The sequence below is a fragment of the Bradyrhizobium yuanmingense genome (assembly GCF_025200905.1).
Lineage (GTDB): Bacteria > Pseudomonadota > Alphaproteobacteria > Rhizobiales > Xanthobacteraceae > Bradyrhizobium > Bradyrhizobium yuanmingense.
In genome coordinates, this window is sequence record NZ_CP104173.1 from 6962206 (window position 1) to 6974883 (window position 12678).

The following is a 12678-nucleotide window of genomic DNA, read 5'->3' on the forward strand; positions in this document are numbered from 1 at the left end:
GTTCGGTACGATTGGGAGCAGGCAGCGGAAGCAGGCTCAGAACGCTTCCGCCGGCAGTTCCATGATGGTGGCGCAACCGGCCTGGATGCGCGCGAGATTGGCGGCGGTCTCCGGCAGCATCCGCTCCATGAAGAAGCGGCCGGTGACGAGTTTTGTGGAGAGATAGGGCGTCGCCCCGCTCTCGGCAATCTTGGCATTCGTCACCTTGGCCATCCGCGCCCACATGTAGCCGAGCGCGACGAAGCCGAAGAGATGCAGGTAATCGGTTGCGGCGGCACCGGCATTGTCGGGCTTAGCCATCGCGTTCTGCATCAGCCAGGTCGTCGCCTGCTGCAGATGGCCGAGCGAGGTCGAGAGCGGCGTGATGAAGGGGTTCAGCGCCTCGTCGCCGCCGTTCTCCTTGGCGAACGCCATGACCTCGCCGAAGAAGGCCATGATGGCGCGGCCGCCGTCGCGCGGCAGCTTGCGGCCGACGAGGTCGAGCGCCTGGATGCCGTTGGCGCCTTCATAGATCATGGCGATGCGCGCATCGCGCACGAACTGCTCCATGCCCTGCTCGGCGATGTAGCCGTGGCCGCCATACATCTGCTGCGCCTGCACCGCGTTGGCGAAACCATAGTCAGTGAGGAAGCCCTTCAACACCGGCGTCATCAGACCCATGTGGTCGTCGGCGGCCTGGCGGTCCTTGGGGTCTTCGGAGCGGTGGGCGACGTCGCTCTTCAGCGCGGTCCACATCACGAAGGCTCGCGCGGCCTCGTTGAACGCGCGGATCGAGAGCAGCGTGCGGCGCACGTCGGGATGCACGATGATCGGGTCGGCCGGCTTGTCCGGCGCCTTGACGCCTGACAGCGCGCGGCCCTGGATGCGCTCGCGGGCATAGGCGACCGCGTTCTGATAGGCGACCTCGGACTGCGCGAGGCCCTGCACGGCGACGCCGAGCCGGGCCTCGTTCATCATCACGAACATGCCCTGCATGCCCTTGTTCTCTTCGCCGATCAGCCAGCCGGTGGCGTTGTCGTAGTTCATCACGCAGGTCGAATTGCCGTGGATGCCCATCTTGTGCTCGATCGAGCCGCAGACGACGCCGTTGCGCGCGCCCACCGAACCGTCGGCGTTGACCAGGAACTTCGGCACCACGAACAGCGACACGCCCTTGATGCCGGCCGGCGCGCCCTCGATGCGGGCGAGCACGAGATGGATGATGTTGTCGGCGAGATCGTGCTCACCGGCCGAGATGAAGATCTTGGTGCCCGTGATCTTGAAGCTGCCGTCCGCCTGCCGCACTGCCTTGGTGCGGAGCATGCCGAGATCGGTGCCGCAATGCGGCTCGGTGAGGTTCATGGTGCCGGTCCATTCGCCGGCCACCATCTTCGGCACGTAGGTCTTCTTCTGCTCGGGCGTGCCGTGCACCAAGAGCGCTGCGGTCGCGCCCATGGTGAGGCCGCCATACATCGAGAACGCCATGTTGGCGGAGATCTGGAATTCGTTGACCGCCTGGCTCAGCGTCACCGGCAGGCCCTGCCCGCCATATTCGGTCGGCGCCGACAGGCCGAGCCAGCCGCCCTCGGCGACCTGCTTGAACGCCTCCTTGAACCCCTTCGGCGTGGCGACGCTGCCATCATCCGCGCGCTTGCAGCCTTCGAGATCGCCGACGCGGTTGAGCGGCTGCAGCACCTCTTCGGCGAGCTTGGCGGCTTCGCCGAGGATGGCCTCGCGCACGTCGCTGGACGCATCGGAGAAGCCGGCGAGATTGTCGTAGCGATCGATCTGGAAGACGTCGTTGAGCAGGAAGTTCACGTCTTCGACGGGGGCTTTATAGATCGGCATAGTGGTCTCCCGGCATGGGGCTTGAGGAGGATGTTGGGCTTATGATTGGGCGGCGGCAAGCTGCTCCGCCATCAGGCGGTGCAGCATGTTGATCGCCTTGAGCGGACGCACCATCACCTTGAAGTGGGTGATGCGCCCCTCGCTATCGAAGCTGATGATGTCGACGCCGTTGATCTCGATGCCGTCGATGACATTCTTGAATTCGAGCACCGCGCCGTTGTCGCTGCGCCACTCGCCGACATAGGTGAAGCCGGGGCCGCCGAGCACCTTCTCGGCGCTGGAGAGGTATTTGAAGGTGATGTCGCGGCCGCGTTGCGGCGTATGCACGACGGGGCTTTCGAACACGGCGTCGGGATGCAGGAGGTCCCAGAGCGCGGCGCGGTCGTGAGACTTCATGTAGGCGTACCAGGAATCGAGGCCGGTCATTGTCGGGTGCCTCCCTCAAGGCCAGGGCAAAAAGTGCGAAAACAACCCCATGCACAGTAGCGAGGAGATTGATTTTCACTTGATTATTCAGTCGGGCCTGTGGCCCGCCTGCACGCTGCCTCATATGCACATTGACGCATATGCGCCGATGCGCATAAAGTCAAGCAGCTTGGTCAAACCTAAAGAAGGGGGCCAGTCATGGCACTGGGCGACGCAATCCTCGCATGCCTGACGGAACGCCCGATGACGGGCTACGAACTCGCCAAGACGTTCGATTCCTCGATCGGCTTCTTCTGGAAGGCCGACCATCAGCAGATCTACCGCGAGCTCTCCAAGCTGCGGGACCGCGGCTACATCCAGGGCCGCGAGGTCGTGCAGTCGGGCAAGCCCAATAAACTGATCTATACGCTGACTCCCGAGGGCCGAACAGCACTGCGGCACTGGGCCGCGCGGCCAAGCACGCCGCCCTCGATCAAGGACGACCTCCTGGTGCGGCTGCATGCGCTCGACAGCATCGACATCGAGCCCATGCGCACCGACCTGATGGCCCGCCTGGAGCACCACCGCGACCGCCACGCCAATTACGAGCGCATCCTGAAAAAGCGCTTTCCCGACGGCACGGCGGAAGGCCGGCTCGATCTCGGCAATCTGCTGCTGCTCCAGCTCGGCGCCCGCCACGAGCAGATGGTGGCCGACTTCTGCGAGGAGGCGCTGGAAGCGCTGTCGGCGATGAGCGGCAAGGCGACGGTGGTACCGCTGGAGGATGGCAAGCGCGAGAAGGGCTGAGGGCGCCGACGTTACGCGAGCCCTTTCCGCCTCCTCGCTGTCATCGCCCGCGAAGGCTGGCGATCCAGTATTCCAGAGACGGCGCGGCTAGAGCCGAGGAGCCGCGGCGTACTGGATGCCCCGCCTTCGCGGGGCATGACACCGGTTTGTTTCGGGACCGGATGCGCGACACAACACCGCCCCCAGTTCCCGCCGCCCAACTTTAAGACAGCCACGCCGCATTCCTTAACTCGTTATTTACCGTAACAGGAAAAAGTCGGTTTTCGAGGCAGACGACCCGCGCCAAATTCGATTGTCTTTGCAACCGGCACGCGTGGGGAAGCTGGAGGCGCCGGGGTGGGGTGCCGAAGTCGGAACCGGACAGAGTCATGAATTCGCGCGTATCGTGGAGTGTCGACGGCATCGATCCATCCGTCCGGGAGCGGGCCGAGGCTGCTGCGCGCCGTGCCGGCATGTCGCTCAACGATTGGCTGAACTCCACGCTCGGCGAAACTGCCCCGCCTAATTTCCGCGGATCCTACGATCAGCGTCCGCAGCACGTGCCGAGCCAAGGACCGAGTCAGGAGAGCCGCGAAGTCGCCGACATCCACCAGCGGCTCGACGCGATCACCCAGCAGATCGAGCGGATATCAAAACCCGCCCCGCGCCAAGAAGCCTCAAGACAAGACGCCTCAAGACCAGACGTCTCGCGCGAGCAGGGCGTCGCGCGCCAGCTCAACGATGCGATCTCGCGGCTCGACGCGCGCCTGTCGCAGATCTCCCGCCCACAGCGGCAACCGCCGCAGCCGCAGGCCCCTCGCCCCACCCCGGCCGAGACGCGCCAGCGCCAGGCCGATGCCGTCGAGCGCGCCGCCGCGCAGGTCTATCGCGGCTCGCCACCCCTGAGCCCGGCTTCGTTCGACGTCGCGGTCGCCGAGATCACTGCGCGCCAGAGCGAGCTCGACGGCTTTACGCCGCGGCAAATGCCGCCGCGTGCCGCCCCGCCGCTTGCGCCAACGGCTCCTAACGCGCCGCCGATGGCACCGGACACCCCTGCCTATGCGCCGCCACCGCCGCCGGGGCCGGATTTCTCCGCGCTCGAGCGCCATCTGCTCAAGATCACGAGCCAGATCGAATCGCTGCAGCGGCCCGACAATACCGAGCAGGCGATCGCCGCCTTCCGCAGCGAGCTGGCCGAAATCCGCGCCGCCATCACCGAGGCGATGCCGCGGCGCGCGATCGAATCGATCGAGAACGAGATCCGCTCGCTGCACCGCCGGATCGACGAGACCCGCTCCAACGGCACCGACGGGCAGGTTCTTGCCGGCATCGAGCGCGCACTGTCCGACATCAAGCAGGTACTGCGCACGCTGACGCCGGCCGAGCAGCTCACCGGCTACGACGAGGCGATCCGCAATCTCGGCGCCAAGCTCGACCTGATCCTGCGCGCCAATGACGATCCCTCGACCGTGCAGCAGCTCGAAGGCGCGATCTCCGCGCTGCGCGCCATCGTCTCCAACGTGGCCTCCAACGAGGCGCTGGCACGGCTATCCGAAGACGTGCAGCTGCTGTCGTCCAAGGTCGACCAGATCACCTGCGCCTCCGGCCACGGCGACAGCTTTGCGGCGCTGGAGCAGCGCATCGCGGCGCTCACGGCGGCGCTGGAAACGCGCGAGCGGCCGCAGCCGTCCGAGAGCACCGAGCATCTCGAAGCTGCGATCCGCGCGCTGTCGGACCGTTTCGACCGCATGCAGGTCGGCAACGATTCCGCCTCGACCTTCGCCCATCTCGAGCAGCGCGTTTCCTATCTCCTGGAGCGGATCGAGGCCGCCGCCGATCCGCGCAACGGCAATTTGAGCCGCGTCGAGGACGGACTGCACGACATCCTCAGGCACCTGGAACGGCAGCAGGCGACCTATGCGGCCCTCGCCGAGAGCCGCAGCTCCGCTCCGCCGCCCGATTCCGGTATGGTCGACCTCGTCAAGCGCGAGCTCTCCGACATCCGCTTCAGTCAGGCCGAGACCAACCGGCACACCCAGGACTCGCTCGAGGCGGTCCACAGCGCGCTCGGTCACGTCGTCGATCGCCTCTCGATGATCGAGGACGATCTGCGCGCGGTGCGCACCGCGCCGCCTCCCCCGCCCCACAGCCGATGTCGACGCCGATGGCGGCGGCGATGGAGCCGGCGCCGATGGCGCGCGAGCCGCGGCCGCAACCGCCAGCACAGCCGCCGAAATACGATCCGAAGCCCGAGCTGCCCAATCCGGCTGCCGCGCAGGCGCCGCCGGCTGCCTTCGTCGCCGCACCGCGCGAGTTCCACGCCGCCACCCCCGCCGCGCGCGGTCAGCGAGATCCTGGAGCCGCACACGGCGCGCGCTGCACTCGCGCCGGAACTGCCGCCGGATCACCCGCTCGAGCCGGGCACACGGCCGGGCGGGCGCGTCGCCACGCCGTCGGAACGCATCGCCGCCTCCGAAAGCGCGATCAGCGGAATTGCCGCCGCACCGAAGGAGCCGGTGTCGTCGTCGAGCTTCATCGCGGCCGCCCGCCGCGCGGCGCAAGCTGCCGCCGCACAGCCGCCCGAGAAGCCGGCCCGCGGCGCCAAAGCCGCGATCGCCCGCGCCAAGGAGAAGGGCCAGGAAGGCGGCTCGACCATCACCTCAAAAATCCGCTCGCTGCTGGTCGGCGCGAGCGTGGTCGTGATCGTGCTCGGCACCTTCAAGATGGCGATGAACCTGCTCGAAGGCGGCAGCTCGTCACCGACGCCGCAGGCGATGCAAAACATCCCGAGCGAGCCGGCACCGCAGCCGGCGCCGCCGCCGGTCGAGACCAAGCCAGCCGCGCCCGAGCAGGTCACCCCGTCGATGACATCGCCGACACCGATCGGACGGCAATCGCAGAACAATGCCGCGCCGGCGCCTCTTCCCGGTTCCGGCGGCTCGGCCTCGGTTGAAATCCCGCAAGCGCCTGCCGCGGTGATGCCGCCGGCCTCAAGCGACGTCACCGGCGCGCTGTCGGGCACGAGTCGCGCCAAGCTCGGCGTCGTCCAGGTGCCGCCGAGCGAGAAGCTGCCTGACGGCATCGGCGGCCCGGCCTTGCGCAGCGCCGCGATGAAGGGCGATGCGACCGCGGCCTACGAGATCGGTGTGCGCTTTGCCGAAGGCAAGGGCGTCGCCACGAATTACGACGAAGCGGCGAAGTGGTACGACCGCGCGGCGCAGGCCGGGGTCGTCCCCGCAATCTTCCGCCTCGGCACGCTCTACGAAAAGGGCCTAGGGGTGAAGAAGGACGCCGACATCGCGCGCCGCTACTACACCCAGGCCGCCGAGCGCGGCAACGCCAAGGCGATGCACAATCTCGCCGTGCTCGATGCCGACGGCGGCGGTCGCGGCGCCAATTACAAGAGCGCGGCGCAGTGGTTCCGGAAAGCGGCCGATCGCGGCGTCGCCGACAGCCAGTTCAACCTCGGCATCCTCTATGCCCGCGGCATCGGCGTCGAGCAGAACCTCGCCGAATCCTACAAATGGTTCAACCTGGCAGCTGCCCAGGGCGATGCGGATGCCGCCGGCAAGCGCGACGACGTCGCCAAGCGCCTCGACCCGCAATCGCTGGCGGCCGCCAAGCTCGCGATCCAGACCTTCAGCGCCGAGCCGCAGCCCGACGATGCCGTCAACGTTGCGACCCCGAACGGCGGCTGGGACAGCGCACCGCAGGCCAGCGCGAAGCCGGCCCCCAAGCAAGTGGCGACGAAACGCTCGGCCTCAGCGGCGCATTGAGCCGGATCGCATTCGATCCACCTGCCGGCCGATGCGATGCATCGTCCCGCACGGCTGGGCTCTCGCATATTGATTTCACGAGGACTGTCTGCGGGCTTGCTTCGCCTCTCCCGCTTGCGGGAGAGGCCGACGCGCTCGCAGAGCGCGGCGGGTGAGGGCTCTCGCCACGCAGGGACATCTTCAGTTAATCTCAACAATCCCGACGCGGAGACACCCTCTCCCCAACCCTCCCCCGCAAGCGGGGGAGGGAGCCCACTGCCGATGCCGCTGCATTCTGCGCACGCTATCCGATGGCCCTCAACCGCAACCGGGAGACGGCTGGGGGTATTAGCTCGCAGCTTTTGCATTCTGCCGGGAAATCGCTATTTTCCGCGGCCCGGAGGCCCCTGATGTCCGTTATTGATCTAGCCGCAAACCCGAGCGAGTTGCGTGCGCTCGCCGAACAATCCAACGCCTGGCCGTTCGAGCAGGCGAAGGCCATTGTCGCGCGGCTGAAGAAAAGCCCGAAGGACGAGGTGCTGTTCGAGACCGGCTATGGTCCGTCCGGCCTGCCGCATATCGGCACGTTCGGCGAGGTGGCGCGCACCTCGATGGTGCGCCACGCCTTCCGCGTGCTCACCGAGGACAAGGTCAAGACGCGCCTTTTGGCGTTCTCCGACGACATGGACGGCTTCCGGAAGGTGCCCGACAACGTTCCGAACAAGGAGATGCTGGCTGCTCATATCGGCAAGCCGCTGACGCGGGTGCCGGATCCGTTCTCCAACGAGTACCCGTCGTTCGGCGCGCACAATAACGCGCGCTTGCGCGCGTTTCTGGATCATTTCGGCTTCGACTACGAGTTCGCGAGCTCGACGGACTATTACACGTCGGGCCGCTTCGATGCGACGCTGCTGAAGATGCTCGCCGCCTACGACAAGATCATGGCGATCATCCTGCCGACGCTGGGCCCGGATCGCCGCGCGACCTATTCGCCGTTCCTGCCCATCAGCAAGACCACGGGCGTCGTGCTGCAGGTGCCGATGATCCGCCGCGACGTCGCGGCGGGCACGGTGACCTACGTCGATCCCGATACCAACCAGGAAGTTGAAACGCCCGTCACCGGCGGCAACGTCAAGTGCCAGTGGAAGGCCGACTGGGCGATGCGCTGGGTCGCGCTCGGCGTCGACTACGAGATGGCGGGCAAGGACCTGATCGATTCCGTGAAGCTGTCCGGCGCGATCGCCAGAGCGCTCGGCAGCACGCCGCCCGAAGGCTTCAACTACGAGCTCTTCCTCGACGAGAAGGGCCAGAAGATCTCGAAGTCGAAGGGCAACGGCCTTACCATCGACGAATGGCTGCGCTACGCCTCGCCGGAATCGCTCTCGTTGTTCATGTACCGCGAGCCGAAGGCGGCCAAGCGGCTGTATTTCGACGTCATCCCGCGCAATGTCGACGACTACCAGCAATTCCTCGACGGCTTTCCGAAGCAGGACGGCAAGCAGCAGCTCGGCAATCCGGTCTGGCACATCCACAACGGCAAGCCGCCGACGGGCGACATGCCCGTCACCTTCCAGCTGCTCCTGACGCTGGTGTCGTCGTCGAACGCGGAGAACGCCGAGACGCTGTGGGGCTTCATCGGCCGCTATCGGCCCGGCGTGAGTCCGCAGACGCATCCGAAGCTGGATGCGATGGTCGGCTATGCCATCAACTATTATCGCGACTTCGTCGCGCCGACGAAGCAGTTCCGCGTACCCACGGACAGCGAGCGCGCCGCGCTGCAGGATTTGCGCGATGCGCTGTCGCAGCTGGCGCAGGACGCATCCGCCGAGGACATCCAGAACGTCGTCTACGAGATCGGCCGCCGCGAGCCGTTCCTCGACCACGTCAAGAAGGGCAAGGACGGCCGCCCGGGCGTGACGCTGGACTGGTTCAACATGCTCTACCAGGTCCTGCTCGGCCAGGAGAAGGGCCCGCGCTTCGGCTCCTTCGTCGCGGTCTACGGCGTGCAGAACGCGGTCAACATGATCGACGGCGCGCTGGCGAGGAGTGCGTGAGCGGCGCCATCACTGGCTCGCCCAGAGGATCCGCGCAACCCAGGCGACATCGCTCGCAGCGACCGTTCGCGCCGCCTGTGACGCATCGAGGGGCGCCAACTCCAGGGTCTTTGCCGTGCGGCGCTTCAGGGTCGCAATCGTGATCTCGTCCGTCTTGATCTTGACCACCACGCGATCACCCTTGCGGATCGGCGCCGCAGGCGAGACCAGGATGATGTCACCGTCGCGATAGGCAGGCAGTAGCGCAGCGCCGGAAATCTCCAGCGCAAAGACTTGACCGTCCTCTCCGATCGGAAGCGCGATCTCGGTCCAGCCCCTGCCGGTTGGAAGACCGGCCTCATCGAAGGCGCCGCTCATTCCGGCCTGTGCAAAGCCGAGCAGCGGCACCGAGCCGCGGCCGCTTCCACCGTCGTCATCAATCAGCTTCGCAAAGCTGTCGATCGAGGCGTCGGCCGCCGCCAGCGCTTTTGCGATCGATTCGGTCGAGGGCCAGCGCTCGCGGCCGTCGGCGGTGACGCGCTTGGACCTGTTGAAGGTGGTAGGGTCGAGCCCGGCACGCTTGGCAAGGCCGGACGGCGACAGTCCGGCGCGCGCCGCCAGCCGGTCCAGCGCGGCCCAGATCTGGTCGTGAGTCAGCATCCTCTGCGCTTTGGCCTGTCTGACCATGGAAGGTCCAGCCCGTCGCAACTCAGGAAAACTGTCCTCAAATCAACCGGTTTTCCGTTTTTCGCGCAAGAGGCGACCGAGGCGGCGTTCGCAAACGAAACGGGTAGCCGTTCGCGTCAGGAAAGCGCGCAAAACGGGAATCTGGAGCCCCGAGCCGATTTCATCGGCGCGGAAAAGGCTCTAACCTTGAGTTCGGAAGGGGCGGGCTTTACGGTCGCGCCGGGGTTTCGAGGACCCGCGAAAAGCGAAAAAACCCAAGAGACTCAAAGAACAAACAAGGCTGCGGTAGCGGTGGTCAAGATCTACAAAATCTGTCCGGCCTCGGCCTGGCGCGAGGCGGAACGGCAGGGTGTCTACCGGGGCAGCGCAGATGACGCGCGCGACGGCTTCATCCATTTCTCGACCGCGGCCCAGGTTCCCGAGACCCTGCGCAAGCACTATTTCGGGCAGCGCGCGCTGTTCCTGGTCGAGGTCGACGGCGACGCGCTCGGCAGCGAGTTGCGCTGGGAACGCTCGCGCAATGACGAGCTCTTCCCGCATCTCTATGGCGAGCTCGATCTCGGCGCGGTCCTTGCGGTGATGAACCTCAACATGCGCTCCGACGGCAGTCACGATGTTCCGGAGCTGTTGCCGTGATCCGCGCGTTCGACGCCTTTTCGCTGCCGGTGCTGCGCTGGCTCGATCCCGAGGACGCGCATCGCCTCGCGATCCAAGGCCTGCGCTTCCTGCCGCCGGTCAAGCCGCGCGCCGATGATCCCAAGCTCGCGGTGCGCGCCTTCGGGCTGAACTTTCCCAATCCGATCGGCATGGCCGCGGGCTTCGACAAGAGCGCCGAGGTGCCGGACGCGCTGCTGCGGCTCGGCTTCGGTTTCGTCGAGATCGGCTCGGTGACGCCGAAGCCGCAAGCCGGCAATCCGCGGCCGCGGCTCTTCCGTCTCGAGCGCGACGAGGCGATCATCAACCGCATGGGCTTCAACAATGACGGCGCGGAGGCGGCTCTGCGCCGGCTTGCCGCGCGCGCGCAGCACGGCGGCATCGTCGGCGTCAATGTCGGCGCCAACAAGGATTCGCCGGACCGCGTCGGCGACTACGTCAAGCTGATCGAGACCTTCGCGCCGGTGGCGAGCTATTTCACCGTCAACGTCTCCTCGCCGAACACGCCGGGCCTGCGCAACCTTCAGGAAGGCGCGCTGCTCGACGATCTGCTCGCGCGCGTGATCGAGGCCCGCGAGCGTGTCAGGCAGAAGGCCGGCGACACGCCCGTGCTGCTCAAGATCGCGCCGGATCTGAGCCTCGCCCAGCTCGACGATGTCGTGCAGGTCGCGCGCTCGCGCCGGGTCGACGGCATGATCGTGTCGAACACCACGGTCGCGCGGCCGAGCACGTTGCGTGAAGAGACGCGGGCGAAGGAACAAGGCGGCCTGTCCGGCCGGCCGCTGTTCCGTCTGTCGACGCGCATGGTCGCGGAAACCTATGTGCGCGTCGAGGGCGCATTCCCGCTGATCGGCGTCGGCGGCGTGGATTCGGGCGGCGCCGCGCTGACCAAGATCCGCGCCGGCGCCAGCTTGATCCAACTCTATTCGTCGCTGGTCTACAAGGGCCTCGGCCTGGTCGACGAGATCAAGCGCGACCTGACGTCGACATTGCTGCGGACAGGGCGGGATTCGCTGTCGGAGATCGTCGGCGCCGACGCGGCGACGCTGACGGCGGAAGACTGGCCGGGGATGTGAGGCGTCCTTCGCCTCTCCTCGCCTGCGCAGACTTCGTAGCCCGGATGGAGCGCAGCGCAATCCGGGAAGCTATCGGCATGGACAAAGCCCCCGGATTACGCTGCGCTCCATCCGGGCTACGGTTCTTCTACGGCTTCACGAACGTCGCCCGGTACAGCGCCGGATACCTCGCGCCCTGCAAGCCGCCGCGCGCGACGTAGAACGCGATCAGCGCGCTCCACAGGCCGGTATTGCCGAACGATTGCAGCGCCAGCCAGACGGCGAAGAAGATCGCGAGCGAGAGCAGCATCAGATTGCGCATCTCCCGCGCCCAGGTCGCGCCGACATAGATGCCGTCGAAACCGAAGGCGAACACGCCGGGGAGCGGCGCCAGCACGATGAAGGGCAGGAACTCGCGCGCGGCGCGGCGGACGTCCTCGCTCGCCGTCATGACGTTGATGATAGCAGGGCCGAAGGCTGCGAACAGCACGGCGACGACAATTGCGAAGCCGAGCCCCCAGAGCAGCACCAGCCTGGTCGAATCCGCAAATCCCTTGGCGTCGCGGCCGCCAAAGGCGCGGCCGCAGAGCTGCTGGGCCGCATTGGCAAGGCCGTCGAGGAAGAAGGCGCTGACCAGGAGGAAATTGTTGAGCACGGAGTTCGCGGCCAGCGTGACGTCGCCGGCCCGCGCGCCCTTGGCGGTGAAGAACAGGAACACGGCGATCAGCGCCGCGGTGCGGATCAGGATGTCGGTATTCACCGCCAGGAGCCGCATCAGCTTGTCGCGATCGAACAGCGTTGCGCGAGGTATGGCAAAACCGCCGAGTGCATGGCGCCTGCACACGATCACGCCGAGCATGAAGCCGATCGTCTCGGACAGAAGCGCGGCGATCGCCGCGCCGGCAATGCCGGTGTCGTAGACCAGCACCAGCAGGATCGTCGCCACCATGTTGATGAGGTTGATGACGACCTGGAGCGCAAGGGCCGGATTGGCGCGGGCCTGCCCGACCAGCCAGCCGAGGATGACGTAATTGGCGAAGGCGAAGGGCGAGGACCAGATCCTGATCATGAAATAGGTCTTTGCGGCCTGCGTCACGCCCTCGCTGCCGCCCATCAGGTCGAACAGTGCGCCTGCCAGCGGCAGCTGCAGCACGATCAGCGCCGCACCGATCAGGCCGGCGACGATGAAACCGCGCACCAGGATCACGGTCTGCTCGCGCGTCTCGCCCGCGCCGAGCGCCTGCGCGGTGAAGGCGAGCGTGCTCATGCGCAGGAAGCCGAACAACCAGAACAGGCAGTCGAAGATGACGGAGGCCATCGCGACGCCGCCGAGCAGCGCGGCATCGTCGAGCCGCCCGATCACGGTGGTCGAGACCACGCCGATCAGCGGCGTCGTGAGGTTCGCGACCATCGCCGGACCTGCAATGGCGAAGACCTGCCGGCTGCCGACGCGGTGATGGACGGGTGCGTGCATCT

At 66.7% G+C, this 12678-nt stretch carries 8 protein-coding genes and 1 pseudogene; 5 read left to right on the forward strand and 4 right to left on the reverse strand.

Features of this window, described 5'->3' with window-relative positions; all coding sequences use genetic code 11:
* Positions 1-36 precede the first annotated feature (36 nt).
* The gene (locus N2605_RS32325) at positions 37-1827 is read right to left on the reverse strand and encodes an acyl-CoA dehydrogenase C-terminal domain-containing protein (RefSeq protein ID WP_260344955.1); all 1791 of its coding nucleotides are present in this window, start codon (positions 1825-1827) and stop codon (positions 37-39) included.
* A 39-nt stretch (positions 1828-1866) separates the two neighbouring features.
* The gene (locus tag N2605_RS32330; protein WP_035996505.1) at positions 1867-2253 is read right to left on the reverse strand and encodes a nuclear transport factor 2 family protein; all 387 of its coding nucleotides are present in this window, start codon (positions 2251-2253) and stop codon (positions 1867-1869) included.
* A 198-nt stretch (positions 2254-2451) separates the two neighbouring features.
* Here N2605_RS32330 and N2605_RS32335 point away from each other — a divergent pair, with 198 nt between their 5' ends.
* The 3 genes and pseudogenes from N2605_RS32335 (at position 2452) to N2605_RS32345 (ending at position 8827) form a co-directional block, all read left to right on the forward strand.
* Complete coding sequence (locus N2605_RS32335; protein WP_035996500.1) at positions 2452-3039, forward strand: PadR family transcriptional regulator; 588 nt, start codon at positions 2452-2454, stop codon at positions 3037-3039.
* Between the two features lie 368 nt (positions 3040-3407).
* Positions 3408-6794: pseudogene (locus N2605_RS32340) on the forward strand (tetratricopeptide repeat protein).
* 389 nt (positions 6795-7183) lie between these two features.
* On the forward strand, positions 7184-8827 hold the full coding sequence (locus N2605_RS32345) for a lysine--tRNA ligase (RefSeq protein WP_260344958.1): 1644 nt from the start codon (positions 7184-7186) through the stop codon (positions 8825-8827).
* Between the two features lie 9 nt (positions 8828-8836).
* Here N2605_RS32345 and N2605_RS32350 read toward each other — a convergent pair whose 3' ends face one another.
* Positions 8837-9493, reverse strand: a complete 657-nt coding sequence (locus N2605_RS32350; RefSeq protein WP_225112998.1) for a S24 family peptidase — start codon at positions 9491-9493, stop codon at positions 8837-8839.
* Between the two features lie 291 nt (positions 9494-9784).
* Between N2605_RS32350 and N2605_RS32355 the strand changes: the two genes are divergently transcribed.
* Both N2605_RS32355 and N2605_RS32360 read left to right on the forward strand, forming a co-directional pair.
* Positions 9785-10129 carry a DUF952 domain-containing protein gene (locus tag N2605_RS32355; RefSeq protein WP_035996479.1) on the forward strand — a complete coding sequence of 115 codons (345 nt, stop codon included), beginning with the start codon at positions 9785-9787 and terminating at the stop codon, positions 10127-10129.
* Positions 10126-11223, forward strand: a complete 1098-nt coding sequence (locus N2605_RS32360; RefSeq protein ID WP_035996478.1) for a quinone-dependent dihydroorotate dehydrogenase — start codon at positions 10126-10128, stop codon at positions 11221-11223. Before N2605_RS32355 ends, N2605_RS32360 begins: the two co-directional genes overlap by 4 nt.
* 127 nt (positions 11224-11350) lie before the next feature.
* On the opposite strand, the gene N2605_RS32365 is transcribed toward N2605_RS32360, so the two are convergent.
* Positions 11351-12676: an MATE family efflux transporter gene (locus N2605_RS32365; protein WP_260344960.1), complete on the reverse strand. Its 1326-nt coding sequence runs from the start codon at positions 12674-12676 to the stop codon at positions 11351-11353.
* Positions 12677-12678: the final 2 nt, after the last annotated feature.

What these genes read in the sequence shown, in the direction of transcription:
- N2605_RS32345 (WP_260344958.1), top strand. Translation starts at nt 7,184, where the DNA reads ATGTCCGTTATTGATCTAGCCGCAAACCCGAGCGAGTTGCGTGCGCTC.
- N2605_RS32330 (WP_035996505.1), bottom strand. Translation starts at nt 2,253, where the DNA reads ATGACCGGCCTCGATTCCTGGTACGCCTACATGAAGTCTCACGACCGC.
- N2605_RS32335 (WP_035996500.1), top strand. Translation starts at nt 2,452, where the DNA reads ATGGCACTGGGCGACGCAATCCTCGCATGCCTGACGGAACGCCCGATG.
- N2605_RS32325 (WP_260344955.1), bottom strand. Translation starts at nt 1,827, where the DNA reads ATGCCGATCTATAAAGCCCCCGTCGAAGACGTGAACTTCCTGCTCAAC.
- N2605_RS32365 (WP_260344960.1), bottom strand. Translation starts at nt 12,676, where the DNA reads ATGCACGCACCCGTCCATCACCGCGTCGGCAGCCGGCAGGTCTTCGCC.
- N2605_RS32350 (WP_225112998.1), bottom strand. Translation starts at nt 9,493, where the DNA reads ATGGTCAGACAGGCCAAAGCGCAGAGGATGCTGACTCACGACCAGATC.